This window comes from Jiangella alkaliphila (assembly GCF_900105925.1).
Taxonomy (GTDB): Bacteria; Actinomycetota; Actinomycetes; order Jiangellales; family Jiangellaceae; genus Jiangella; species Jiangella alkaliphila.
Window position 1 is genome coordinate 7,587,053 of record NZ_LT629791.1, and the last position, 24,433, is coordinate 7,611,485.

At 72.8% G+C, this 24,433-nt stretch carries 22 protein-coding genes; 8 read left to right on the top strand and 14 right to left on the bottom strand.

Annotation, left to right across the window (positions count from 1 at the left end; genetic code table 11):
* Positions 1-24: 24 nt before the first annotated feature.
* The 6 genes from BLV05_RS34770 to BLV05_RS34795 form a co-directional block, all read right to left on the bottom strand.
* Complete coding sequence (locus BLV05_RS34770) at positions 25-987, bottom strand: type IV toxin-antitoxin system AbiEi family antitoxin domain-containing protein (RefSeq protein WP_046768970.1); 963 nt, start codon at positions 985-987, stop codon at positions 25-27.
* 138 nt (positions 988-1,125) lie between these two features.
* Positions 1,126-2,694, bottom strand: coding sequence for a succinic semialdehyde dehydrogenase (locus tag BLV05_RS34775; RefSeq protein ID WP_046768971.1), 1,569 nt, complete (start codon positions 2,692-2,694; stop codon positions 1,126-1,128).
* A gap of 16 nt (positions 2,695-2,710) precedes the next feature.
* A complete protein-coding gene (locus BLV05_RS34780) occupies positions 2,711-3,820 on the bottom strand; it encodes a GuaB3 family IMP dehydrogenase-related protein (RefSeq protein ID WP_046768972.1) in 1,110 nt (369 codons plus the stop codon).
* Between the two features lie 35 nt (positions 3,821-3,855).
* A complete protein-coding gene (gene guaB, locus BLV05_RS34785) occupies positions 3,856-5,379 on the bottom strand; it encodes an IMP dehydrogenase (RefSeq protein ID WP_046768973.1) in 1,524 nt (507 codons plus the stop codon).
* Between the two features lie 88 nt (positions 5,380-5,467).
* On the bottom strand, positions 5,468-6,856 hold the full coding sequence (locus BLV05_RS34790) for an FAD-binding oxidoreductase (protein ID WP_046768974.1): 1,389 nt from the start codon (positions 6,854-6,856) through the stop codon (positions 5,468-5,470).
* A gap of 269 nt (positions 6,857-7,125) precedes the next feature.
* A complete protein-coding gene (locus BLV05_RS34795; RefSeq protein ID WP_046768975.1) occupies positions 7,126-7,671 on the bottom strand; it encodes an AMIN-like domain-containing (lipo)protein in 546 nt (181 codons plus the stop codon).
* A gap of 198 nt (positions 7,672-7,869) precedes the next feature.
* Here BLV05_RS34795 and BLV05_RS34800 point away from each other — a divergent pair, with 198 nt between their 5' ends.
* Together BLV05_RS34800 and BLV05_RS34805 are read left to right on the top strand one after the other, a co-directional pair.
* On the top strand, positions 7,870-8,460 hold the full coding sequence (locus tag BLV05_RS34800; protein ID WP_197683473.1) for a hypothetical protein: 591 nt from the start codon (positions 7,870-7,872) through the stop codon (positions 8,458-8,460).
* Between the two features lie 67 nt (positions 8,461-8,527).
* The gene (locus BLV05_RS34805; RefSeq protein ID WP_046768976.1) at positions 8,528-9,034 is read left to right on the top strand and encodes a TetR/AcrR family transcriptional regulator; all 507 of its coding nucleotides are present in this window, start codon (positions 8,528-8,530) and stop codon (positions 9,032-9,034) included.
* Positions 9,035-9,052: 18 nt separating this feature from the next.
* On the opposite strand, the gene BLV05_RS34810 is transcribed toward BLV05_RS34805, so the two are convergent.
* Entirely contained in the window at positions 9,053-10,228 is a 1,176-nt protein-coding gene (locus tag BLV05_RS34810; protein ID WP_231948661.1) for a pyridoxal phosphate-dependent aminotransferase, read from the bottom strand.
* Between the two features lie 19 nt (positions 10,229-10,247).
* Here BLV05_RS34810 and BLV05_RS34815 point away from each other — a divergent pair, with 19 nt between their 5' ends.
* The 4 genes from BLV05_RS34815 (at position 10,248) to BLV05_RS34830 (ending at position 14,115) form a co-directional block, all read left to right on the top strand.
* Positions 10,248-11,078, top strand: a complete 831-nt coding sequence (locus BLV05_RS34815; protein WP_052762493.1) for a nucleoside hydrolase — start codon at positions 10,248-10,250, stop codon at positions 11,076-11,078.
* 186 nt (positions 11,079-11,264) lie between these two features.
* On the top strand, positions 11,265-12,257 hold the full coding sequence (locus tag BLV05_RS34820) for a putative F420-0 ABC transporter substrate-binding protein (RefSeq protein ID WP_197683474.1): 993 nt from the start codon (positions 11,265-11,267) through the stop codon (positions 12,255-12,257).
* On the top strand, positions 12,254-13,318 hold the full coding sequence (locus tag BLV05_RS34825) for a putative F420-0 ABC transporter permease subunit (protein ID WP_231948662.1): 1,065 nt from the start codon (positions 12,254-12,256) through the stop codon (positions 13,316-13,318). The genes BLV05_RS34820 and BLV05_RS34825 overlap by 4 nt, the downstream gene beginning before the upstream one ends.
* Positions 13,315-14,115: an ABC transporter ATP-binding protein gene (locus BLV05_RS34830; RefSeq protein WP_046768979.1), complete on the top strand. Its 801-nt coding sequence runs from the start codon at positions 13,315-13,317 to the stop codon at positions 14,113-14,115. The genes BLV05_RS34825 and BLV05_RS34830 overlap by 4 nt, the downstream gene beginning before the upstream one ends.
* A 45-nt stretch (positions 14,116-14,160) precedes the next feature.
* Here the strand turns inward: BLV05_RS34830 and BLV05_RS34835 are convergent, their stop codons facing one another.
* Positions 14,161-15,087, bottom strand: a complete 927-nt coding sequence (locus tag BLV05_RS34835; RefSeq protein ID WP_046768980.1) for a LysR family transcriptional regulator — start codon at positions 15,085-15,087, stop codon at positions 14,161-14,163.
* A 70-nt stretch (positions 15,088-15,157) separates the two neighbouring features.
* Here BLV05_RS34835 and BLV05_RS34840 point away from each other — a divergent pair, with 70 nt between their 5' ends.
* Positions 15,158-15,622, top strand: a complete 465-nt coding sequence (locus BLV05_RS34840; protein WP_046768981.1) for a DoxX family protein — start codon at positions 15,158-15,160, stop codon at positions 15,620-15,622.
* On the opposite strand, the gene BLV05_RS34845 is transcribed toward BLV05_RS34840, so the two are convergent.
* Both BLV05_RS34845 and BLV05_RS34850 read right to left on the bottom strand, forming a co-directional pair.
* Positions 15,612-16,601: a TIGR03557 family F420-dependent LLM class oxidoreductase gene (locus tag BLV05_RS34845; protein WP_046768982.1), complete on the bottom strand. Its 990-nt coding sequence runs from the start codon at positions 16,599-16,601 to the stop codon at positions 15,612-15,614. The genes BLV05_RS34840 and BLV05_RS34845 overlap by 11 nt on opposite strands.
* Positions 16,602-16,981: 380 nt before the next feature.
* Positions 16,982-18,832 carry a sialidase family protein gene (locus BLV05_RS34850; protein WP_046768983.1) on the bottom strand — a complete coding sequence of 617 codons (1,851 nt, stop codon included), beginning with the start codon at positions 18,830-18,832 and terminating at the stop codon, positions 16,982-16,984.
* A gap of 109 nt (positions 18,833-18,941) precedes the next feature.
* Here BLV05_RS34850 and BLV05_RS34855 point away from each other — a divergent pair, with 109 nt between their 5' ends.
* Entirely contained in the window at positions 18,942-20,168 is a 1,227-nt protein-coding gene (locus BLV05_RS34855; protein WP_046768984.1) for a galactose oxidase, read from the top strand.
* Between the two features lie 467 nt (positions 20,169-20,635).
* Here the strand turns inward: BLV05_RS34855 and BLV05_RS34860 are convergent, their stop codons facing one another.
* From BLV05_RS34860 to groES, 4 genes are all read right to left on the bottom strand, one after another.
* Positions 20,636-21,661, bottom strand: coding sequence for a DUF2891 domain-containing protein (locus BLV05_RS34860; RefSeq protein WP_052762494.1), 1,026 nt, complete (start codon positions 21,659-21,661; stop codon positions 20,636-20,638).
* Positions 21,658-22,179, bottom strand: coding sequence for a hypothetical protein (locus BLV05_RS34865; protein ID WP_063932552.1), 522 nt, complete (start codon positions 22,177-22,179; stop codon positions 21,658-21,660). The genes BLV05_RS34860 and BLV05_RS34865 overlap by 4 nt, the downstream gene beginning before the upstream one ends.
* A gap of 78 nt (positions 22,180-22,257) precedes the next feature.
* A complete protein-coding gene (groL, locus tag BLV05_RS34870; RefSeq protein WP_046768986.1) occupies positions 22,258-23,871 on the bottom strand; it encodes a chaperonin GroEL in 1,614 nt (537 codons plus the stop codon).
* Between the two features lie 95 nt (positions 23,872-23,966).
* Entirely contained in the window at positions 23,967-24,266 is a 300-nt protein-coding gene (gene groES, locus BLV05_RS34875) for a co-chaperone GroES (RefSeq protein ID WP_046768987.1), read from the bottom strand.
* Between the last annotated feature and the right edge of the window lie 167 nt (positions 24,267-24,433).

The window sequence follows — 24,433 nt, forward strand, 5'->3', positions numbered from 1 at the left end:
CTCAGCGACCGCCAGGGAACATGATCATGGAATTGGGCAGGTGGGACCGCATCGACGGGCGCGACCTGTCCAGCCGCGGTCGCGCAGGACGCCGGCCTGCTGCTGCGCGACCTGGCACGGCTCACCGAAGATCTCGGTGTGGCCGTAGCGCAGGGTCCACGCCCCGCTCATGGTGGCGGCGTTGTCGCGGCGACGATCGCGGAACCGGCCCTCTCCGTCATGGCCGATCCGTCCGTCCAGCTCCACCCTGGTGTGGTAGCGCTCGTAGTCGACGTCGATCCAGATGACGCGCGCGCCCGCGCGGCGGCGTTGACGGCACCCGTGCGGCAGGCGGTGTGCCCGCTCGACCGCACGCAGGTGCTGGAGTTCCAGCGGCGACTGCGCACCGTCGGCGACGTCGACGAGCATCGCCTCGACCATCGCCCGCCAGCGGATCTTCTTGCGCCGCAGCAACGCCGCCGCCAGCCGGGTGGGTGTGGTCAGCCGCTTCTGGATCGCCGCCGTCACGAAGGACTCGACGTCGCGGGCGCGCGCAGCGACATCGACCAGGTCGAGGACGGTGTCGTCCACCCGTGTGCGCGGTGGGTTCGCCGTCGGGTGCCGAGTCAGCGGGAGCCGGTGCGCATAGTGCACGACGACGTCGTCAGCCCTGCCGCGGACCCGTCGGCTGACCGGGGAGGTGACGTGGATGCGATCGTCGACGCGGCCGGTCAGGCCATGCAGCTCCGCCGCTGTCGCGTGACTGGCCGCGGCGTCCTCCGACACCCAGAGAATGGCGGCCCAGGTGCACGCGGCCCGGTCGAGCGGGCCGCTGAAGGTGGCGAAGACTCGGGGGTGCGGCCGTTGCCAGCGTCCCGCCGCGACCCAGCGCCGCGCGACGCGGGCGTCGAGGCCGAGGCCACGCAGCTGGCCGGCGCTAACCAGGCCCAGCTGCCGCTGCAGCAGCTCACGCAGCCTCGCGCGGTCGTACGTCTGCGGCAGATCCATGAGCACGATCGTCCGCCGCCAACGAGGTCGCCGCGAGGGGCCCGACGCGATCTGTGGACAACTCCACCGCCTTCCCCATGATCATGTTCCCTCGCGGCGCCTCAGCGACCGCGAGGGAACATGATCATGGGGAACGGGCTAGGCGCGGCCGGTGCGGCGGAGGACACGGAGGGACTTGGCCATGGTCTCGGTGAAGGTGTCGTAGGACATGCCGGCCGGCGGGGCGATGTTGTGCACCCGCTGGACGGCGATGGCCTGCGGCTCGGTGTAGCGCAGGATGCCCTCGCGCCCGTGCCTCCGGCCGAGGCCGGAGGCGCCCATGCCGCCGATCGGGAGGTCGTGGCTGCCCCAGGCCGCGGTGTAGCCCTCGTTGACGTTGACGATGCCGGAGCGCAGCCGGCGGGCGACGTCGACGCCGCGGCGGAGGTTGGACGTCCAGACGCTGGCGTTGAGCCCGAACGGGGTGTCGTTGGCCAGGTGCAGCGCCTCGTCGTCGGAGGCGACGGGGTAGACGGAGACGACCGGGCCGAACGTCTCGAGGTCGGCCGCGAGCATGCCGGGCCGGACGCCGTCGAGCACCGTCGGCTCGTGGAACCAGGGACCGAGGTCGGGCCGGGCCCGGCCGCCGGTCAGCACGCGTGCGCCCTTCGCGACGGCGTCGTCGACGTGGGCGCGGACCTTGTCGAGCTGAGCCTGCGACATCAGCGAGCCCATGTCGCGCGAGTAGTCGAACGCCGCACCGACCCGCATCGACTCGACCCGGGCGAGGAAGCGCTCCAGGAACGGCTCGCGCACCGACGCCGCGACGTACACCCGCTCCATCGACATGCACAGCTGGCCGGCGTTGGAGAAGCAGGCCCGGACGGCGGCCTCGGCGGCGCGGTCGAGGTCGGCGTCGTCGAGGACGAGCATCGGGTTCTTGCCGCCCAGCTCCAGCGAGGCGCCGACCAGCCGCTCGCCCAGCCGCGCCGCGATGACGCGGCCGGTGGCGGTCGAGCCGGTGAACGACACGTAGTCGGCGTGCTCGACGACGGCGCCGCCGATGACCGGGCCGTCGCCGGACACGATCTGCCACAACGCCTCGGGCAGCCCCGCCTCGATCGCGATCGACCGCGCCAGCAGCGCCGTCAGCACCGCCTGCTGGTCGGGCTTGTGCACGATTGCGTTGCCGGCGACGAACGCGGGCAGGCAGTCGGAGATGGCCAGCGTCAGCGGGTAGTTCCACGGCGAGATGACCCCGACGACGCCCTTGGGGCGATGGCCCTCGATGGCCCGGGTCAGGCCGGGCAGCAGGCCCAGCCGGCGCCGCTCGCGCAGCACCCGCGGGGCGCGGACCGCCACGTAGCGGGCGGCCAGTGCGACGTCGGCGACCTCTTCGAACGCGTCGCGCCGGGCCTTGCCCGCCTCGGCCTGGACGAGGTCGGCGATCTCGGCCCGGCGGTCGAGCACGAGGTCGTGGATGTGCCCGATGATGCGGGCCCGCTCGGCGACCGGCCGGGCCGCCCACCAGTGCGCGGCGTCGCGGGCCGCCGCGAACGCCGTCGCGACGTCGTCGGTGGTGGACAGCGGCACCTCGGCCAGCGGGGTGCCGCTGAACGGCGCGACGGTGGCGACGCGCTCGGCTCGTGGCCGGGCGACGACGCGGTCGGTCAGACGGTCCAGGAGGGCGCGGTCGACGACGGTGTCGACGCTGACTGTGCTGCTCATCGAGCCCAGCCTACGGCTACCGCAGGACGGTGACCTCGACCCGCTGGAACTCCTTGACCTCCGTGTAGCCGGTGGTGGCCATGGCCCGGCGCAGCGCGCCGACGATGTTCATGGAGCCGTCGGCGAGGTAGGACGGCCCGCCGAGGATCTCAGACAGCGGCCCGATGGTGCCGACGTGCACCCGCTCGCCGCGCGGGAGGTCGGCGTGGTGCGACTCCGAACCCCAGTGCCAGCCGCGCCCCGGCGCCTCGGTGGCCCGGGCCAGCGGCGAGCCGACCATGACGGCGTCGGAGCCGCAGGCGATGGCCTTGGCGATGTCGCCGGACCGGCCGATCGAGCCGTCGGCGATGACGTGCACATACCGGCCGCCGGACTCGTCGAGGTAGTCGCGCCGGGCGGCCGCGACGTCGGCCACCGCCGTCGCCATGGGCACGGTGAGGCCGAGCACCGAACGGGTGGTGTGCGACGATCCGCCGCCGAACCCGACCAGGACGCCGGCCGCGCCGGTGCGCATGAGGTGCAGCGCCGCCTGGTACGTGGCGCAGCCGCCGACGATGACCGGGACGTCGAGCTCGTAGATGAACTGCTTGAGGTTCAGCGGCTCGGCCCGGCCGGAGACGTGCTCGGCGGACACCGTCGTGCCGCGGATGACCATGATGTCGACGCCGGCGTCGATGACGGCCTCGTGGTAGCGCTTGACGCGGGGCGGCGACAGCGCGCCGGCCACCGTGACCCCGGCCTCGCGGATCTCGCGCAGCCGGTCGGCGATGAGGTCTTCGCGCACCGGTGCGGCGTAGATCTCCTGCAGCCGGTTGAGCGCCTTGCCCTCCTCGAGCCCGGCGATCTCCTCGAGCAGTGGCTCGGGGTCGTCGTAGCGAGTCCACAGACCCTCGAGGTCGAGCACGCCCAGCCCGCCGGCCCGGCCCAGCTCGATGGCCGTCGCCGGCGACATGACGGAGTCCATCGGCGCGGCGAGCAGCGGGATCTCGAACCGGTAGGCGTCGATCTGCCAGTGCGTCGACACCTCTTCGGGGTCGCGGGTGCGCCGCGAGGGCACGATCGCCACGTCGTCGAAGGCATATGCTTGGCGGCCGCGCTTGCCACGGCCGATCTCGATCTCCGCCACCTGCAGAGGATATCGGAGTCGCGACGGCGCCCCGTCTACCGGCGCGAGCTGTAGTTCGGCGCCTCGACGGTCATCTGGATGTCGTGCGGGTGCGACTCCTTGAGCCCGGCCGACGTGATGCGGACGAACCGGCCGCGCTCCTGCAGCTCGGTGACGGTGCGGGCGCCGGTGTAGAACATCGACTGCCGCAGCCCGCCGATGAGCTGGTGGGTGACGCTGCCGAGCGGGCCGCGGAACGGCACCTGGCCCTCGACGCCCTCGGGGATCAGCTGGTCGTCGCTGGTGACGTCGGCCTGGAAGTAGCGGTCGCGCGAGCCGGTGGTCTCGGCGCCGCGCTTGCGTAGCGCGCCGAGCGAGCCCATGCCGCGGTAGGACTTGAACTGCTTGCCGTTGATGAAGATCAGCTCGCCCGGGCTCTCGGCCACGCCGGCCAGCAGCGAGCCGAGCATGACGGTGTCGGCGCCGGCCACGAGGGCCTTGGCGATGTCGCCGGAGTACTGCAGGCCGCCGTCGCCGATGACGGGGATGCCGGCCGGCTTGGCCGCCAGCGACGCCTCGTGGATGGCGGTGACCTGCGGGACGCCGACGCCGGCGACGACGCGGGTGGTGCAGATGGAGCCGGGCCCGATGCCGACCTTGATGCCGTCGGCGCCGGCGTCGACCAGCGCCTGGGCGCCCGCGCGCGACGCGACGTTGCCGCCGATGACGTCGACACCGCGGGCGGCGGGGTCGGCCTTGAGCCGGCGGACGACGTCGAGCAGCAGGCTGGTGTGCCCGTGCGCGGTGTCGACGACGAGCACGTCGACGCCGGCCTCGACCAGCGTCATGGCCCGCTCCCACGCGTCGCCGAAGAAGCCGACGGCGGCGGCCGCGACCAGCCGGCCCTCGGAGTCCTTGGTGGCGTTGGGGTACTCCTCGGACTTCACGAAGTCCTTGACGGTGATGAGCCCCTTGAGCCGGCCGGCGTCGTCGACCAGCGGCAGCTTCTCGATCTTGTGCTTGGCCAGCAGCGCGAACGCGTCGTCGGACTTGATGCCGACCGGGCCGGTGACCAGCGGCTGCTTCGTCATGATCTCGCGCACCCGGCGCTCGGCGAACTCCGCGGACGGGATGAACCGGATGTCGCGGTTGGTGATGATGCCCAGCAGCTTGCCGTCGTCGTCGGTGACCGGGATCCCGGAGATGCGGTACTGCCCGCACATGCGGTCCATCTCGGCCAGCGTGGCCTCGGGGCCGATGGTGACAGGGTCGGTGACCATGCCCGACTCGGACCGCTTGACGAGGTCGACCTGGTGCGCCTGGTCGTGGATGGACAGGCTGCGGTGCAGGACGCCCAGGCCGCCCTGACGCGCCATGGCGATGGCCATGCGGGCCTCGGTGACGGTGTCCATGGCGCTGGACAGCAACGGGATGCTGACCGAGATGTTCCGCGAGACCCGCGAGGTGGTGTCGACCTCGCTGGGGATGACGTCGGACTCGCCGGGCAGCAGCAGGACGTCGTCGAAGGTCAGGGCGAGAGGCGCGAACGAGTCGGACAGGGCGGACTGCATGGGGTCCATGACACTTTCCTGAGTCGGCGTGGGCGGTGCCTCCATCGTATGGCCGACCCCGACCGCGGATCCACCGACTCGTTCGCTCCCGCGATCGCTACGCCGGCGGAATCGGGTGGTTGGCCACGAGCAAACCCTCCGGATCGACGGCCGACCGGACCGCTCGCAGCCGCGGCCACGCCGCCTCGCCATATCCGGTGCGAGCGTCGGTCGGGGTCTCGGTGAAGTTGAGGTACTGCGTTCCGGTCGCGTACGGCGACATGGCGGCCACCAGATTGCGCGCCTCGATCGTGCCCTGCGCCGCCTGCTCGGGTGTCGCCGCGATGGTGACCCCGAACTGGAGGAACTGGCCGTCGAGCATCGGCAGGGCACCCGCGTCCAGCTGTGGCCGGGACAGCGCGCCGCCCAGTTGCCGGAGCTCGGCCATGAGCAACGACGAGCCGGAGTCCGGTCCCGCGGCGGCGAGGAAGGCGTCTACACCCGCGGTGGGCAGGCCGGCCAGCAGTGAGCTGTCCGACACCGCCGGGGTGGGCCCCTCCGGGTCCATGTGCAATCGCACCAGCGACGCGGACGGCACGGTCGCGAAGGTGTCCAGTTCGGGCCCGAGCTCGCGCAGCGGCTCGAGGATCGCGGCGGCGCGCGCGTCGTCCGCGAGCACGGCTCCGTTGATCACGACGAGCTGCCTGCCCCTGACCGGCTCCGGGATCTCGGGGAACGGCGGCAGTTGCAGGATGCGGAACGACGTCGTGACGGCGTCCGGCGCCTCGACGGCCCACTCCGCCCACCGAGGCAGCACGCGGGCGGCATGCGTCCAGTCGAACACGAACATGCCCGCGTACGCGACGGGGATGGGGTAGAGCCGAAACTCCAGCGCGGTGACGACGCCGAAGCTCCCGCCGCCGCCGCGAAGCGCCCAGAACAGCTCGGTCTCGTGATCGGGGTCGGCGCGTACCTGTGACCCGTCCGCCGTCACGAGCTCGACCGCCGTGATGCTGTTGGCCTGCAGACCCAGCTCGCGTGCGTACCAGCCGAGCCCACCACCGAGGGAGTAACCGACGATGCCGACATCGGGCGAGGATCCGTGCAGCGTCGCCAGACCGTACGGGGCAGTGGCGTCGACGGCATCGAGCCACAACGCGCCCGCACCGGCCCGGGCGATCCGGGCGTCGGCGTCGACCGTCACACCGGTCATTCCAGCCGTGCGCAGCAGGACGACGTCGTCCAGGTCGCCGGCGAGCGCGCCGGCGTTGTGACCGGCGCCCTGCGGCGCGACGCGCAGGCCCGCGGCGGCCGCGGCCCGGACGACGGAGGCCACCTCGGCCGCGTCGGCCGGAAACGCCACGGCCGCGGGGCGCTGGTCGAAGGCGACGTTCCACGGCATGCGGGCCACGTCGTAGCCGGGATCGTCGGGCAGATGTACGGCTCCGCACGAGTCGCGCAGCGCAGACGCGTCGGCGAGCTTGGGAAGGGTCGAGTCGGATGTCATGGAGTCCCCCTGACGAGTCGGGGTTCAGCCCCTCCATCGACCGCCCCCCTTGGCGACGATCCGCGACCGACGTGCCGCTGCGGTCGCGAGATCTCTCATCGGCATGCAACCGGACCACAAGGCAGGAGTCAATGGTGTGGGGATGGCAGCTACGGGCGCTGGTCGGCGACGCCGTCCCTGCTAAACCTCACCGTCGAAGGCCCGTTGGCTCCTGTGCGGCTGACCGCCGCGGTGCCCGGACCGCTCGTCCGGGCACCGCGGGCCGGCCCTCACCACCGATGGGCGACGTCGACGACCAGGCGCGAGCCGGCGCCCGGACCGTCCAGCGTGAACACCCGGAACGGCAGCCGGGCCCGCACGCCGAGCCCGATGGTCGTCTGCCCTTCGAAGCTGCCGGCCCACGCGACCTGGCGGAACGTCCGCCAGCCGGTGACGCGGACGAGCTCGGCCCGGACGGCCGGGGTGTAGGTGGCGTGGCCGCCGGCGTCGTGGGCCGGCGCGACCGCGACGACCTCGAGGTCGGCAGCGCCGCGCAGCGGCACCAGCTGGCCCGATCCGTCCATGCTGACGGACGAGACGTAGCGGACGCTGTAGCCGTCGGCGTCGCCGGCGAAGTCCAGGACGAGGCGGTCGAAGCAGGCGTGCCGCCCGGCCCGGACGTCGGTGAGCGGCGCGGTCTGCGTCACGGCCGCGCGTTCCGGCAGCGATCCCCAGCGCAGGCCGCAGTACGGCCCAGCGTCAGCGGCGGCTGGAGCCGCGAGGAACGCGAGGCCGGCGGTCAGTAATGCGGTGAGCATGGTGATGGTGCGTTTCATGATGATCCCCCTGGTGCCCGATGGTGATGACCCAGATGACGCGCGACCCGTCACCCCGGTTGACGCCGGGGACATTTCCTTACAAATCGGGCAGGGAGCGGCTGCCTGACGCGCGGCGCGGCGTACGCGATCCCGCGTATGCCCGGATACGTCCAGCACCCGACGACGGCGACGGCGGCTCGCCGCCACGCTGGCACCATGACGACCACGACGCACACCGAGACGCCTCCCGCGGCGCAGGCAGCGCCGGCGACCCCTGGCCCAGCCGCCCCCGTTGCACCGGCCCGCCGGCCGTGGCGGCTCGGCGGCCGCACCCGCAAGGCCGTGCTGGTCACCCACATCCTGTCCGCGGGCGCCTGGTTCGGCATGGACATCGTCATGGCCGTGCTGGTGTTCACCGCGATCGGCACCGACTCCGACGAGACCCGCGCCCTGGTCTTCCAGGCGCTGGAGCTGTTCGCCATCTGGCCGCTCGCGATCGCCGGTCTGGTGTGCCTGGCCAGCGGCGTGCTGCTCGGCCTGGGCAGCAAGTACGGGCTGGTGCGGTTCTGGTGGGTCGCGGTGAAGCTGGTACTCAACGTGCTGCTGTCGACCCTGGTGCTGCTGGCGCTACGTCCCGGCGTGCAGGAGGCGGCCGAGCAGGGCCGGCTGCTGGGCACCGGAGTGACCGTCCAGCTGGAGCCCGCCGACATGATCTACCCGCCGGTCGTGTCGACGACCCTGCTGCTGGTCGCGTTCCTGCTGTCGGTCTTCAAGCCGTGGGGCCGGATCAGCCGGCGGCGTGGATGAAGGTGAGCTTCATGGCCCAGACCGTAACCATGTTATGTCCAGCCGTCAACGTGTTACGGTGAGTCGTATGCACGAGTGGATCCCCGTACCCGGGACGGCGAAGGCCCGGCTGATCGAGGCCGCCATGCACCACTTCGAGCAGGCCGGCTTCGAGGCGGCCACCGTCACCGACCTGGCCTCGAAGGCCGGCGTCACGACCGGCTCGCTCTACCACCACTTCGGCTCGAAGCTCGGCCTCTACACGATGGTCCGCGACGACCTCGAGAAGCGCATCACCGACCGCATGGAGGGTGCGGCCGAGACGGTGGGCGGGCCGGGCCGGCCGGCGGCACGGGCGGCGCTGCTCGTGGCCTTCGACGCGACGGTGCGGTTCGGGGTGTGCCGGCTGCTCGGCGAGACCGCTCCGAGCGGCGCGGCGGACCCGGTGCGCGACACCCTGGCCGACCTGCTGCCCGACGACGTCCGAGTCGCCGCGGTGCCGCTGGTCGCGGCCTGGCGCGCGGCGCTGCGCGAGGTCGCCGACGGCGCACCCGCGGCCGGCGTGCGGGCCGCGCTGGAGTTCGTGCTGGCCTGAGCCGGCGAGCCGGCGCCGTCAGACCAGCTTCGCCAGGCGACTCAGCCGCTCGACGGCGTCGTGAAGCACATCGTCACGCTTGCAGAACGCGAACCGGACCAGCGACGCCGCCGCCTTCGGGTCGTCGTGGAAGACAGAGACCGGGACCGCCGCGACGCCGATCAGCTCGGGCAGCCGCTGGCACAGCTCGACGCCGTCGGCGAACCCGAGCGGCGCGGCGTCGGCGACGACGAAGTACGTCCCGCGCGGCACCGACACCGCGAACCCGGCCGCGCGCAGGCCGTCGACCAGCAGGTCGCGCTTGGCCTGCAGCCCGTTCGCCAGCCCGGCGTAGAAGTCGTCGCCGAGGCCGAGGCCGGTCGCGACCGCCGGCTGCAGCGGCCCGGCGCTGACGAACGTGAGGAACTGCTTGACGGCGCGGGCGGCGGCGACCAGCTCGGCCGGCCCGTGCAGCCAGCCGACCTTCCAGCCGGTGACGGAGAACGTCTTGCCCGCGGACGAGACCGTGACGGTGCGCTCGGCCATGCCCGGCAGCGTCGTGATCGGCACGTGGACGGCGTCGTCGTAGACCTGGTGCTCGTAGACCTCGTCGGTGACGACCACGGCGTCGTGCTCGACCGCCAGCGCGCCGATCAACTCCAGCTCGGCCCGGTCGAACACCTTGCCGGTCGGGTTGTGCGGCGTGTTGAGCAGGACGACCCGGGTGCGCGGCCCGAACGCGGCCCGCAGCTCCGCCTCGTCCAGCCCGAAGTCCGGCCAGCGCAGCGTGACGGTGCGCTTGACAGCGCCGGCCAGCGCGATCGATGCCGCGTAGGAGTCGTAGACCGGGTCGAACGTGACGACCTCGTCGCCCGGCTCGCACAGCGCGAGGATCGTGGCCGCGATCGCCTCGGTCGCCCCGGCGGTGACCAGCACCTCGCTGCCGGGGTCGACGTCGAGGCCGTAGAAGCGCTGCTGGTGCCGGGCGATCGCCGCGCGCAGTACCGGCACACCGGGACCGGGCGGGTACTGGTTCTGCCCACCGTGAATGGCCGCGCTCGCGGCGTCGAGGATGACCGCCGGGCCATCGGTGTCGGGGAAGCCCTGGCCGAGGTTGATCGCGCCGGTGCGGGTCGCCAGCGCGGTGATCTCGGCGAAGATGGTCGACGTGAACGGGCGCATCCGCTCGACGAGCGCGGGTCGGCGTGGTGGCACGCGTTCACCGTACCTGCGCGTGGTTGTCGACACCGACTGCGGCATCGACGACGCACTGGCCCTGCTCTACCTGGCCGGACGGCGTGCGGAGGGTGAGCTGTGCGCCGTCACGACGGTGCACGGCAACGCGCCGGTCGACGCCGTGGTCGCGAACGCCGGGCACGTGCTCGGGCTGGCCGGGCGGGCGGACGTGCCGGACGCCGTAGGCGCGGCGGGACCGCTCGGCGGCGCGCCGCTGCGGACCGCGCCGGGGACGCATGGCGCCGACGGACTGGGCGACGTCGTCGCGGCGAGGACGCCGCCGCGGGTCGTCGTCGACGCACCGGCCGCCGAGTACCTGGCCGGCCTCGCCCGCGACCGGCCCGGCCACTACGACCTGCTGACGCTCGGCCCACTGACCAACGTCGCGCTGGCGCTGGACCTGGAGCCGGCGCTGCTGACGCTGTTCCGGTCGGTCGTGGTGATGGGCGGGCCGGGGCCGGACGAGACCAACGTCCGGCGCGACCCCGAGGCGGCCGGCCGGGTGCTGCGCGCGCCCGCGCCGGCTGGCCGGCTCACCGTCGTCGGGGTGGACGTCACCGCGACTGTCGTGGTCGGCGACGACGCCGTGCGGCGGCTGCGCGCCGCCGGGAGGGAGCCGGCCGGGTTCGCCGCCGCGCTGGTCGAGCGGTACCGGTCGATCCGGGAACGCACGGTCACCCCGGTGCACGACGTGCTGGCCGCGGCGCTGCTGCTGCGACCGGACTGGATCACGGCGAGCCGTCCCGGCCCGCCGGTCGTCGTGACCGACGTGGACCGGGTGGCGTTCCTCGCCGGCTTCCTCGACACGTTGACGATGGATTTTGGATAAAACTCGGTCCGGAGGGATGATTTCCGCGGGTTCGGCCGCTTAAGATGAACGAAGCCCCGGAGCACCACTTGTGCTCTGATGCGTCTGCCCGGTCACTGGGCAGCTGGTTCGGCGGTCACCTTGGACCGTCTCCAACCAACCCTGCCCCCGTGTGGAGACCCAGTGGCGCTATCCCCCTCCCGATCGTTGCGTGCTGCCCTCGTCGTCGTCGCGGCGGGCGCGCTCGCGCTGGCCGGCTGCTCGTCCTCCGATGGCGACGACGACGACGCGACCGAGGCCGCGTCGACCGCCGGCGCCGGTGAGTTCGCGCCGGTCACCGTCGACAACTGCGGCTTCGAGGTTACCGTCGACAGCCCGCCCGAGCGCGTCGTCACCATCAAGTCGACGGCCACCGAGATGATGCTCGCCCTCGGCCTCGCCGACCGGCTGGCCGGCACCGCGTTCGCCGACGGCCCCGTCCCCGACGAGTACGCCGGCGACCTCGACGACGTCCCCGTCCTGTCCGACGACGCCCCCGGCCAGGAGGCGCTGCTCGACGTCGAGCCCGACTTCGTCTACGGCGGCTGGGAGAGCAACTTCGGCGCCGACACCGCCGGTGAGCGGCCGTCGCTGGCCGACTTCGGCGTCGCGACGTACGTGTCGCCGGCCGCCTGCCAGGAGCCCGAGTATCAGCCGAACCCGATGACGTTCGACGAGCTGTTCGCCGAGATCCACGAGGTCGCCTCGTTCTTCGACGCCACCGAGGCCGCCGACGCGCTGGTCGCGGAGCAGCAGGCGCTGCTGGACCAGGTCGACGCGCCCGGCGACGGCCTGACGGCGCTCTGGTACTCCTCCGGCGAGGACGCGCCGTTCGTCGGCGGTGACATCGGCGCGCCCGCGATGATGATGCGCGAGCTCGGCGTCGAGAACATCTTCGCCGACGTCGACGCCACCTGGTCGAACGTCAGCTGGGAGCAGATCATCGACCGGAACCCCGACGTGATCGTCCTGGTCGACGCCGCGTGGAACACCGCCGACAGCAAGATCGAGCGGCTCGAGGGCAACCCGGCGACCGCCGCGCTGCCGGCCGTCGCCGAGCAGCGGTACCTGACGTTGCCGTTCCCGGCCGCCGAGGCCGGCGTCCGCAACGCCCAGGCCGTCGTCGACCTCGCCGCGCAGCTGGAGGAGCTGGGCCTGTGACGGCGACCGCCGCTCCTCCCTCCGTGCCGGCCGCGCCGCCGGCCCGGAGGGCGGGTGCGCGCACGACCGCCTGGATCACCGTCATGGCGGTCGTGCTGGCCGCGTCGGTGACCCTGGCGGTGACGATCGGCTCGGCCGACCTGCACCCGCTGGACGTGTGGCGCTCGATCGGCGACCACCTGGGGCTGTCCTCGTCGTCGCTGTCGCAGCTGCGCGACGGCATCGTGTGGGAGCTGCGGCTGCCGCGGGTGCTGACGGCGGCCGCGGTGGGCGCCGCGCTGGCCCTCTGCGGCGCCGTCATGCAGACGCTGACCCGCAACCCGCTGGCCGACCCGTACCTGCTGGGGCTGTCGTCGGGCGCGTCGGTGGGCGCGGTGGCGGTGCTGATCCTCGGTGCCGGGTCGCTCGGGCTGCCGGCGGCCGCGTTCGCCGGTGCGCTGCTCGCGCTGCTGGTGACGTTCGCGCTGGCCAACCGGCGCGGCGAGCTCGCGCCGACGCGGACGGTGCTGGCCGGGCTGGCGGTGTCGTACCTGTGCTCGGCGGCGACGTCGTTCGTCATCTTCTGGTCCGCGACCGGCGACTCCTACCGCGAGATCCTCAGCTGGCTGCTGGGCTCGCTCGGCGGTGCGTCGTGGACCGACGCCGCGATCGTCTGGGTGGCCGTCGTCGTGGTGGGAACGGTGCTGGTGTCGCGGGCCCGGACGCTCGACGCGTTCGCGTTCGGCGACAGCACTGCCTCGACGCTGGGCATCAGCGTCAACGCGACCCGGTGGACGCTGCTGACGCTCGTCGCGCTGCTCACCGGCGCCGCGGTCTCCGTCAGCGGCGCCATCGGGTTCGTCGGGCTGATGCTGCCACACGCCGTCCGGTTCGTCGTCGGCTCCGGGCACCGGCGGGTGCTGCCGCTGGCGGCGCTGGCCGGGGCGAGCTTCATGATCTGGGCCGACACGCTGGCCCGCACGCTGTTCGATCCGCGCGAGCTGCCGGTGGGAGTCGTCACCGCCTTCCTCGGCGCGCCCGCGTTCGCCGTCCTGTTGCGCCGCCGAAGGGTAGGCCGATGACCGTTCTCGACACTCCCATCGTTCGTGTTCCCGCGGACGTCACCGCCCCGTCGTTGTCCGTTGTCGACGTCTCCTGGTCGGCCGAGGGCCGGCTGATCGTCGACGGCGTCGGGCTGACCGTCGCGCCGGGCACGATGACCGGGCTGCTCGGGCCGAACGGGTCCGGGAAGTCGAGCCTGCTGCGCACCGTCGCCGGGACCTACCGCCCCGACGGCGGGCGGGTGCTGCTGGGCGGCTTCGACCTCGGCGGCATGCGCCGCCGCGACCGCGCCCGCCGCGTCGCCGTCGTCGAGCAGGAATCGACCACGGACGTCCCACTGCAGGTCCTCGACGTCGTGCTGCTGGGGCGGACGCCGCACCGCGCTTCGGCGTCCGACGAGACGTTGGCGCTGGCCGCCCTCGAGACCGTCGGCATGCGCGACCTCGCCGGCCGTGACTGGCACACGCTGTCCGGCGGCGAGCGGCAGCGGGTGCACCTGGCCCGCGCGATCACCCAGCAGCCTGAGCTGCTGCTGCTCGACGAGCCGACCAACCACCTCGACATCCACTACCAGCTGGCGCTGCTGACGCACGTCCGGTCGCTCGGCGTGACCACCCTGGCCGCCCTGCACGACCTCAACCTCGCCGCCGCCTACTGCGACCAGGTCGTGGTCCTGGCCGGCGGCCGGGTCGCGGCCGCCGGTTCGCCGGCCGAGGTCCTGGTCCCCGACGTCGTCCGCTCCGTCTTCGGCGTCGACGCCGACATCCACCTCAACCCGCGCACGGGCCGGCCGGTGCTGACGTTCTCGCCGCTCTGACCGTCCGGTCCGCGGCCGGTGGGGTGGGAGCTTGCCCCTACCCCCTCAGGACGCCAGGTGATGCGCGGCGACCGCACCGTCGGCGTAGAGCTCGGTGGCGGCGCGGACGAATCCGGCGATCTGCGGTGAGCGGGAGTGCTCCGGCCAGACGGCGGCGATCGTGTACGGGCTGGCGTCCACGACGAGACGATAGGCGACGTCCGCGCGCGGGTGCTGGGCCGCGAGCGACCGTGGGACCAGCGCGACCGCCTGGCCGAGCGCGACGACCTCGATGAGCTGGGCGGGGTCGTGCACCAGCGGCCCGGCCGGCCCGGGCTCGCCGGCGCCGGCGCCGGGGTGGTCCTGGCCGGCCCAGTAGGCGCGTTCGGCACGGGAGGCGCCGGGCCAGTGCGGGATCGGCTCGCCGCGCAGGTCCGCGCAGTGCAGCCGCGTCCTGGCGGCCAGGCGGTGCCCGATCGGCACCGCGGCCACGCGGGGTTCGACGGTGAGCGGCTCGCTGTCCAGGCCACGGGCGTCGAAGTACGTGCTGAGCAGGCCGACGTCGGCCCGTCCGTCGCGCACCATGGCGGCCTGCTCCCGGTAGCCGCTGACGGCGGTGGTGACGCGGATCGCGCCGGGCAGTGCGCTGTAGGCGTCGACGATGCGGCGCGCCATGCCGGTCGCGATGCCCGGCTTCGCGGTGATCACCAAGGTCGGTTCGGACTGCGCCGCGCGGTGGGCGCGGCGAGAGACGGCGGCGACCACGTCGAGCGCGTGGCGCGCGTCGTCCAGCATGCCCGCCCCGAGGTCGGTCAGCGCGACCGAGCGGGTGTCGCGGTGGAACAGCGGCGCGCCCAGCCGGCGCTCCAGTTGGCGGATGGCCCGCGACAGCGGCGGCTGGGCGATGCCGAGGCGACCGGCCGCCCGGGAGAAGTTCAGCTCTTCGGCCACGGCGACGAAGTAGCGCAGGTCTCGCAGCTCCAGCGAATCCATACCGCCAGAGTATGAGTCCAGAGCGCATCGGTCCTTCTCGTCGCCCACCCGGCGGTGATGCGGTGAAGGCATGACGAAGGACACGATCACCCGCCGGCTCGGCCGGTTCACCCTCGACGAAGGCACCAGGCGCACCGGTCACGACCTCGGCCTGGTCGTCCTGCGCCTCGCGGTCGGCACGGTCTTCATCGCCCACGGCTGGGGTGACGCGACGCAGCCCGGCGGCGCCGGCGCGAACGTCGAGAACTACCGCGGCGCCGGCATCCCGCTCCCCGAGCTGAGCGCCTGGTACGGCGCCTACCTGCAGCTCATCGGCGGTGCGGCGCTGATCCTGGGCGGCCTGACCCGGCTGGTCGGGCTTGGCCTCGCGACCGTCATGGCCGGCGCGCTCATCTGGGTCCACCGGGGCGAGCCGCTGGTCATGGGTCAGGACGGCTCCGGGTCGGGCTTCGCGTTCATCATGCTCGCCGCGTCCCTCGCCCTGGTCGGCATGGGCGCCGGCCGGTACAGCGTCGACGGCGTTGTCAGGCGGTGAGCTTGGGCAGCACCTCGCGGCCGAAGACGTCGATCCAGGTGACCTGGTCGGGGCCGGCGTCGTGCAGGTAGATGTGCGTGGCGCCGGCGTCGAGGTAGCGCTGGATCTCTTGCCGGTGCACGTCGAGGTCCGCGGAGATGGTGACCCGGCCGTCGAAGTCCTCGACGCGGACCATCCGGGCGATCTGCTCGACGTCGTGCGGGGAGCGGATGTCGGCCTTCGAGAAGCGCATGGCGCCGTTCGGCCACTCGCGCAGCGCCTGGGCGGCGGCCTCGGCCGGATCCGGCGCCCACGACAGGTGCACCTGGACGATCTTCGCCAGCGCCGACGGGTCCTTGCCGGCCGAGCGGGCGCCCTCGTCGAACCGGCCGAAGAGCGCGGCGACCTTGTCGGGCGTGCTGGCGACGGTGATCATGCCGTCGCAGGAGGCGCCGGCCCGGCGGGCGGTGATCGGGCCGGACGTCGCGATGTAGACCGGCGGCGGCGTGTCGGGCATCGTCCACATACGGGTGCGCTCGAGGGTGAAGAACCGGCCGTCGTGGCGGACGTCGCGGCCGGTGAAGAGCTTCTGGATGATCTCGACGGCCTCGAACATGCGGGCGATCCGCTGCGGCGCCTCCGGCCAGTAGCCGCCGACGACGTGCTCGCTGATGGCCTCGCCGGACCCGATGCCCAGCCAGTGCCGGCCCGGGTACAGCTGCTCCAGCGTCGCCGCCGCCTGCGCGACGACCGCCGGGTGCCAGCGGAACGACGGGCAGGTCGCGCCGACGCCGACCGAGCCGCGGGTGCGCTCGGCCATCGCCGTCATGACGTTCCAGACGAACCCGGCCTGCCCCTGCTGCGGCGTCCACGGCTGGAAGTGGTCGTCGGCCATGACGCCGTCGAACCCGGCCGCCTCGGCGGCGACCGCCAGCCGCACCACCTCGGACGGCGCGAACCGCTCGAGCATCGCCGAGTACCCGACCCGCGCACGGCTCATCGTCTCCCCTTCGCCTACCGATGTCACCGGCTTCCCGGCGGTCGGACCTCAACGGATCCAGTATCGCCGCGCACCGGCCAGGCCTGTACGGTGCCTGATCCGCGCAGCGGCAGCTGGACGATCGGCGTTCCGGCAGATGTCAACCGATCGCTGCGGCAAACCTAAGGCTCATGCTGATCCACGAGGTCCAGCGGGTCCCTGAGCTTCCGGGCTGCCGGGACGAGGAGACGCTGTCGTGCCGCTGGAGGTCTGCCGTCTCATCCGACGGCAGACCTCCAGCGGGTCGAGCGGCTCCGGTGGCCCATGCTGGGCCGTCAGCCGACGAGGTCGACCCGGGCGCCCTCCTCGGCGAACTTCATGTCCTGGACCGCCCAAGGCCCCTAGGACGCCCGGCGCAACTCGTCGAGCGGCAGGTGCACGAGCGCGTCTGCGACGGTGTCGCCCGCGGCCAGCGCGGCCACCTCGTCCGCCGACGCGGCGCGGCCGAGCAGCCAGACGTCGTCGAGGTCGCCGAGCAGCTGGTTGGCGGCGTCCGGGCGCTGACCGAGGTGCAGGCCGACGGTCGCGTCGGTGGTGACGGAGCCGGCGACCGGCCCGGCCGACGCGGCCAGGACGCCGTCGACGTACAGCGCGAGGCCGCCGGCGCCGCGGGTGAGCGCGACGTGGTGCCACGCGCCGTCGGCGAACGAACCCGGCGCCGTCAGCGTGGCGGCGCCGAGGTCGGTGTCGACGAGCGCCCGGATCCGGTTGCTGCCCGGCTCCAGCCGGACCCACCACTGCGACCGCCCGCTGCCGGTGTTGTACGCCCACAACAGCGCCTGGTCGGCGGCGACGCCGGTCCGGAACCAGCCGGCCGCGGTGAACGGTCCGTCCCCGACGTCGAGGCGCTCGGTCCGGGGTACGGCGACGTGGTCGCCGGCGGCCGCGAGCCGCAGGGCACCGCTGACGGCGCCGTCGGACACCGTCACCGGCGCGCCGCCGACTACACCGTCCTGCCCGCCGCCGGACGCGTCGGGCGTCGTCACGACCGGCGCCACCCCGTGGTCGAGCTGCGCCTGCGGGACCCGGGCGAAGGTGATCCGCTCGTACGTGCCGGTGTCGCCGTTCTCGTACAACACGCCGAGCGTCCGCCCGCCCGCCTCGACCAGGTCGGAGTACGCGGCCGGCCCGTCGTGCAGGACCGGCCCGGCGGTCCACGTCGCGCCGGCGTCGAGGCTGTACCGCAGCTGCAGCGTCCGCCGCGCCGCCGGGTTCGACGGGCCTGCGTAGACGAGCCGGTCGTCGGCGCGCGGCAGCCGCAGCACCGAGCCCTGGACGACCGGCGTCACGATGGCCGGTTCCAGCACGAACGGCGCGTCGAACGTCTCGCCGCCGTCGCTGCTCGTGGTCGTCGCTCGGGTGCCGACGCCGGTGCCGTTCTGGTCGCGGGCGTTGAAGTAGAGCGTGCCGTCGGCCAGCTCGGTGACGGTGTTCTCGTTCGGGTTCACGACGCCGGTCAGCGGCGTGTCGATGTCGCCGAGCTGCCAGGTCAGGCCGCCGTCGTCGCTGTAGAGGGAGTGCGCGCCGTAATACTTCGCCTCCTGCCCGGTGTCGGACGAACCGGCCGGCGGGCTGGTCGAGTGGTTGGCCGGCGCGACCAGCCGGCCGCGGTGCTCGCCGTGCTCTAGCGCGATGGCATGCACCGGTCCGGTCGCGTACCAGCGCCACTCCGGCAGCTTCGTCGCGGCGGTGATGTCCTGCGCCGCCGACCAGGTGGCGCCGTCGTCGGTGCTGCGCTGGACGGACACGCGGCGGCTCTGCTCGGGCGTGACCTCGCCGCGCATGATCTCCGCCTCGGTGGCGTCGCCGGCGTTGTGCGTGCTGAGCAGGACGATGTCGCCGGTCGCGGGGTCGACGACGGGCGTCGGGTTGCCGAACACGTTCAGGCCGTTGTCGCCGACCACCTGCAACGGCCCCCAGGTGCGGCCGTTGTCGTGGGAGCGGCGCAGCACCAGGTCGATGTCGCCGGTGTCGCCACCGCCGCCGACCCGGCCCTCGGCGAACGCCAGCAGCGTCCCCTCCTCGGACCGGACGATCGCGGGGATGCGGAACGTGTCGTAGCCCTCGGTGCCTGACTCGAAGACGACGGTCTGCCGGACCGCGGCCGGCGTCGCCGCCTGAGCAGGAGCATGAGCAGCAAGAACGCTCGCCGGCAAGGCGAGCGTGAGAGCGAGGACGACGGGCAGGCGCATGGGGTCCTCCTTCGTCGGGGAAGACTCATCCCACATCACATATCGGATATGTGTCAAGATTGTGTCGAACCCATTGACGAGCGGTCGCGCAACTTGTTCCATATCCGACATGACGGACCTCACGCGGCGAGCGGCCCTCGCCCTGGCAGCGGCGGCCGGCCCGGTGACATGGGCGGCGGCCTCGACGACGACAGCGGGCGCGGCGACGGGTGCTGGCGGCGGGGCGACCTGGCGCCGACTGCCGGACGTCCCGGCCAACACCACGGACTGGCACGACGCGATCCCCGTCGGCGAGCCGTACTGGACGCAGCTCGGCCTGGCCGGGCCGCTCGCCGGCGCGCACGGCGACCACCTGATCGTCGCCGGCGGGGCGAACTTCCCGGAGACGGCGCTGACCGCGACCCGGGCCAACACGCTCGGCAAGGTCTACTGGACCGACGCGTTCGTCTACTCGCGGCGGACAGGCGGTTGGCAGGCGGCCGGTCAGCTGCCTGACGCCGTCGGCTACGCGGCGACGGTGAGCACCGGCGACGGCGTGCTGGTGATCGGCGGCGAGGGCTACCGCGGCGGTCCCGGCGGCACCCTGCAGCGTCCGGCCGAGAAGTTCGCCGATGTCTACTACCTGCGCTGGGACGCCCGCGGCGGGCGCCTCGTCCGCATCGACCTGCCGCCGCTCCCCCGCCCGATGTCCTACGCCGTCGCCGGCATCGTCGACGACGTCGTGTACGTCGCCGAGGGCGGGGACTTCGTCGCCCTCGGCCTGGACCACCCGGACCGTGGCTGGACGACGCTGCCACGATGGCCGGGCGACCCCCGCACCGTCGCCGTCGGCGCCGCGCAGGACGGCCGGTTCTTCCTGCTCAGCGGCCGGGCCCAGCACGCGGACAAGTCGTGGACGTTCTACCGCGACGCCTACGCCTACTCGCCGCGGCGCCGGTCGTGGGAGCGGATCGCCGACCTGCCGTGGTGCGTGACGGCAGGCCTCGCGCATCCCACCGGCCGCACCGGGCTGGTCGTCGTCGGCGGCGACAAGGACATCGATCGCTGGAACCTCATCGAGCACCACGTCGCGCTGCGGGCCGCCGCGCCGCCCGGGTCGCCGGAGTGGCACCGTCAGAACGACATCGTGACCTGGATCTACGACCACCACACCGGCTTCAACGGCGAGCTGCTGCGCTACGACACCCGGCGCGACCGCTGGACCACGGACGGCTGGTTCCCCGGCCCGCCGCCGGCCACCACCCCGGCCGTCAACTGGGACGGCGACCTGGTCGTCGCCAGCGGCGAGGTCGGCCCCGGCATCCGCACCCCCCGCGTCTGGCAGGCCGAGTTCTAGGAGCGACGCACGACGGGGCCGGCTCGCGCCGACCCCGATCGCTCCCTGCGGCTCGCCCGCTACCTCAGCAACGCAACGAACTGGTGCAAGGTGACACCCAGAACCGAGAACGCTCCGATGACCAACGGCCGCAGATCCCTCAGGATCTGTCCGATGACCTCGGTGTGCTGGCGCAGCTTTCGTAGCCTGCTCAGCATCGATCGCTCTCGCCTGTTGTTGTGGGCCACTCGGATGCCTTCCTGAGTGCTGAGGGCACCGGTGAACCGCTCTAACAGTCCGCCCGGTAGCCCATCTCTGGACTACGCCGGGCGAATTCCCGATGTAGTTAGCCGACCATCATGACATTCGGACAATCAGCCCGTCAACGGCTACCATGGGCAGTGGCTGGAGTAGGTGCTCTAACACCGTTGATCCCGGCCAAGCCCCGGTGCGTGCTGTTGTGGCCGCGCGCCGGGGCTTCTTCGTGCCTACTCCGTCAGGTAGCCGACGGCGTAGGCGGCGAGCCAGTGCTCCACCATGTAGTCGCCGACGACGACGTAGGGCAGGCCGGCCTCGGCGTGCACCGCGGCCGACTCCGTCAGGGCGGGCGCGGCGAGTGAGCCGGCCGGGAGCGCGCCCGCGACCGCCAGCATCGACCACGCCCGGCTGAGGTTGAGCCCGGCCAGATGCGCCAACTGCCCGTCCGACGGGTCGGAGACGGTGACCGGCGCGAACAGCTGCGCCGGTGACGACGTCGCGGCGCCGGGCAGGAACGCGGCGAACCACCCGCCGAACTCGTCCGGCGGAAGCACCCGTGCCACCAGCTCGGCCTCGGCCAGCGCCGGCGACAGGAAGTCGCTGCCGGACGGCTCATAGTGCGCCGGGTAGTCGGTGTCGGCGAGGTACCAGCGGCGGACGGCGTCGTCGATCGCGGCCCGCAGCTCCGTGTCCGCCGACGCCCAGTCGTACGAGCGCAGCAGCCCGAACGCCGAGTTCGGGTGCAGCCCGCCGCGCACCGGGTAGGTCTGCGACGGCAGCCAGGCCAGCAGGTTCGCCGTCAGCACGTCGGCCAGCGGACGGACCGCGGCCGCCCACGCGACACCGTCAGGGTCGGACCACAGGCGCAGCTCGTGCGCCAGCGTGAGCAGCCAGCCCCAGCCGTACGGCCGTTCGCGAGCGCGGCCGTACCCGGAGGCGAAGAACTCGGCCTCGCGCTCCAGGTTCGACAGGGCCAGGTGCGCGCCGAGGCCCGCCCGGACCTCGTCGGCCAGCGCCGGAGGCAGGTCAGAGCCGGCCAGCCGCAGCAGCCGGATCAGCACCCAGTGCATCTCGACCGCCGAGTGCCAGTCGAGCGAGCCGTAGAACGCCGGGTGCTGGTCGCGGTGCTGCCGGTACGGTCCGGGCTCGACGGCGTAGATCATCGGCAGGTGCGGGTACTCGCGGCCGATGCAGGTCAGCGCGGTGCGGGCGTAGGCGGCCGCGTTCTCGCCCAGCACGTCCAGGCGGTCGATCACCCGGCCGCCCCCTCGGGATCCAGCGGCGCGCCGTCACCCGACGGTGGCAGGTCTCCCCGCTCCACCGGCGTGCCGCCATCGACGCCTGGAAGGAGCTCGTCCAGTTCCTCGGCGTTCGGCGGGCGCGCATCGTCGACCGCGGCGCGCAGCGTGTCCTCGTCGACCAACTCGACCGGCGCGCTCAGGGTGACCGCGACGCCGTCGTGCACGGCGACGCACTCGTGCTGGTCGCCCGCGACGACGCAGCCGGCGTCGGCCCCGCCGCTCGGGTCGGTGGTGAGCATCGCGATGCCGCCCTCCGGCGACACGTACGCCGTACTGAACCCGGCGTCACCGGACACGCCGACCGACTGTGAGGCCGGCTCGAACCCGTCCAGCGAGACCGCGTAGACGGCGTCCGGATCGACGCCGATCGAGGCGGCGCGGGAGGCCAGCTCGTCCCCGTCGGCCGGTTCCGAACCACACGCGGCCACGACCAGCACAGCCAGCGGCACCACCAAGCGTCGCAACACCCTCATGCCGGCCATGCTCTCAAGCGAACGGCCCGGGCCCCCACGCAGGGGACCCGGGCCGTCGTCGAACAGAGAGGCAGAACCTCAGTGGCCGTGACCGTGGCCGTGGCCACCCTCGGCCACCGGCTCCTCGGGCTTGTCGACCACGATGACCTCGGTCGTGAGCAGCAGGCTGGCGATCGACGCCGCGTTGGCGACCGCGGAGCGGGTCACCTTGACGGGGTCGAGGACGCCCTGGGCGATGAGGTCGCCGTACTCGCCGGTGGCGGCGTTGTAGCCGTGGCCCGGCGTGCCGTTCTCGACGTTGGCCACGATGACGTAGCCGTTCTCGCCGGCGTTCTCGGCGATCCACCGCAGCGGCTCGACCAGCGCGCCGCGCACGATGGAGGCGCCGGTGGCCTCGTCGCCGGTGAGGTCGAGCGAGTCGATGGCCGACCGCGCGTGCACCAGGGCCGCGCCACCGCCGGAGACGATGCCCTCCTCGATGGCCGCACGAGTGGCCGACACCGCGTCCTCGATGCGGTGCTTGCGCTCCTTGAGCTCGACCTCGGTGGCCGCGCCGACCTTGATGACGCCGACGCCGCCGGCCAGCTTGGCCAGCCGCTCCTGCAGCTTCTCGCGGTCCCAGTCGGAGTCGGTGTTGTCGATCTCCGCCCGGATCTGCGACACCCGGCCGTCGATGTCGGCCTGGGCGCCGCCGCCGTCGACGACGGTGGTGGCGTCCTTGGTGATGACGATGCGGCGGGCCGAGCCGAGCACGTCGAGCCCGACCTGATCGAGCTTGAGGCCGACCTCCTCGGCGACGACCTGGCCGCCGGTGAGGACGGCGAGGTCCTGCAGGATCGCCTTGCGGCGGTCACCGAAGCCCGGCGCCTTGACGGCGACCGAGGTGAACGTGCCGCGGATCTTGTTGACGACCAGCGTGGACAGCGCCTCGCCGTCGACGTCCTCGGCGACGATCAGCAGCGGCTTGCCGGCCTGGACGACCTTCTCGAGCAGCGGCAGCAGGTCGCTGACCGACGAGATCTTGTTCTGGTGGATCAGGATGTACGCGTCCTCGAGGACGGCCTCCTGACGCTCCACGTCGGTGACGAAGTAGGGGCTGAGGTAGCCCTTGTCGAACTGCATGCCCTCGGTGAACTCGAGCTCGGTACCGAAGGTCTGCGACTCGTCGACGGTGATGACGCCGTCCTTGCCGACCCGGTCGAACGCGTCGGCGATGACCTCGCCGATGGTCGGGTCCTGCGCGGAGATGGCGGCGACCGCGGCGATCTCGGACTTCTCGTCGACCGGACGGGCCGACTCGACCAGGCGGGCGCGGACGGCCTCGACGGCCGCGTCGATGCCGCGCTTGATGCCGAGCGGGGACGCGCCGGCAGCCACGGACTTGAGGCCGCGGTGCACCATGGCCTGCGCGAGCACCGTCGCCGTGGTGGTGCCGTCGCCGGCGACGTCGTTGGTCTTGGTGGCGACTTCCTTGGCCAGCTGAGCGCCGAGGTTCTCGTACGGGTCCTCCAGCTCCACCTCGCGGGCGATGGTGACGCCGTCGTTGGTGATGGTGGGAGAACCGAACTTCTTGTCGAGGACGACATTGCGGCCCTTGGGGCCGAGCGTCACCTTGACCGTGTTCGCGAGGGCGTCGACACCGCGCTCCAGGCGCCGGCGGGCTTCCTCGTCGAACTCGAGGATCTTGGGCATGGGGAACCGGTCCCTTTCGGAGGGTCTTGCTGAACGTGAAAAACGCCCCGACCCGAGCCGGCAACGAGGCCGAGTCGGGTCAGGGCGTCAGCGCGTCACTTCTGGACGATCGCCAGAACGTCACGGCCGGAGAGGATGAGCAGCTCGTCGCCGCCGTACTTCACCTCGGTGCCGCCGTACTTGGAGTAGAGCACCACGTCGCCGACCTTGACGTCGAGCGGGATGCGCTTCTCGCCCTCGTCGTCCCAGCGGCCCTCGCCTACGGCGACGACCTCGCCCTCCTGGGGCTTCTCCTTGGCGGTGTCAGGGATGACGAGCCCGGACGCCGTGGTCTGCTCCGCTTCGAGCGGCTTGACCACGATGCGGTCCTCGAGTGGCTTGATGGAGACCGACACTTGTCTGACCTCCCCTTTCGCGGGATGTCACGAATGCTTCTGTGGACCGGCCGCATGCCGCCGCCGTCGCGGGTGCCGGCGACCTCGACCGTTGGCACTCTCATGGTGAGGGTGCCAGTCCTCAAGTTAGCACTCGGTCGAGATGAGTGCTAGTCCGCACCTGGTGA

What these genes read in the sequence shown, in the direction of transcription:
- BLV05_RS34770 (WP_046768970.1), bottom strand. Translation starts at nt 987, where the DNA reads ATGGATCTGCCGCAGACGTACGACCGCGCGAGGCTGCGTGAGCTGCTG.
- BLV05_RS34775 (WP_046768971.1), bottom strand. Translation starts at nt 2,694, where the DNA reads ATGAGCAGCACAGTCAGCGTCGACACCGTCGTCGACCGCGCCCTCCTG.
- guaB (WP_046768973.1), bottom strand. Translation starts at nt 5,379, where the DNA reads ATGGACCCCATGCAGTCCGCCCTGTCCGACTCGTTCGCGCCTCTCGCC.
- BLV05_RS34790 (WP_046768974.1), bottom strand. Translation starts at nt 6,856, where the DNA reads ATGACATCCGACTCGACCCTTCCCAAGCTCGCCGACGCGTCTGCGCTG.
- BLV05_RS34795 (WP_046768975.1), bottom strand. Translation starts at nt 7,671, where the DNA reads ATGAAACGCACCATCACCATGCTCACCGCATTACTGACCGCCGGCCTC.
- BLV05_RS34800 (WP_197683473.1), top strand. Translation starts at nt 7,870, where the DNA reads ATGACGACCACGACGCACACCGAGACGCCTCCCGCGGCGCAGGCAGCG.
- BLV05_RS34805 (WP_046768976.1), top strand. Translation starts at nt 8,528, where the DNA reads ATGCACGAGTGGATCCCCGTACCCGGGACGGCGAAGGCCCGGCTGATC.
- BLV05_RS34830 (WP_046768979.1), top strand. Translation starts at nt 13,315, where the DNA reads ATGACCGTTCTCGACACTCCCATCGTTCGTGTTCCCGCGGACGTCACC.
- BLV05_RS34835 (WP_046768980.1), bottom strand. Translation starts at nt 15,087, where the DNA reads ATGGATTCGCTGGAGCTGCGAGACCTGCGCTACTTCGTCGCCGTGGCC.
- BLV05_RS34840 (WP_046768981.1), top strand. Translation starts at nt 15,158, where the DNA reads ATGACGAAGGACACGATCACCCGCCGGCTCGGCCGGTTCACCCTCGAC.
- BLV05_RS34845 (WP_046768982.1), bottom strand. Translation starts at nt 16,601, where the DNA reads ATGAGCCGTGCGCGGGTCGGGTACTCGGCGATGCTCGAGCGGTTCGCG.
- BLV05_RS34850 (WP_046768983.1), bottom strand. Translation starts at nt 18,832, where the DNA reads ATGCGCCTGCCCGTCGTCCTCGCTCTCACGCTCGCCTTGCCGGCGAGC.
- BLV05_RS34855 (WP_046768984.1), top strand. Translation starts at nt 18,942, where the DNA reads ATGACGGACCTCACGCGGCGAGCGGCCCTCGCCCTGGCAGCGGCGGCC.
- BLV05_RS34865 (WP_063932552.1), bottom strand. Translation starts at nt 22,179, where the DNA reads ATGAGGGTGTTGCGACGCTTGGTGGTGCCGCTGGCTGTGCTGGTCGTG.
- groL (WP_046768986.1), bottom strand. Translation starts at nt 23,871, where the DNA reads ATGCCCAAGATCCTCGAGTTCGACGAGGAAGCCCGCCGGCGCCTGGAG.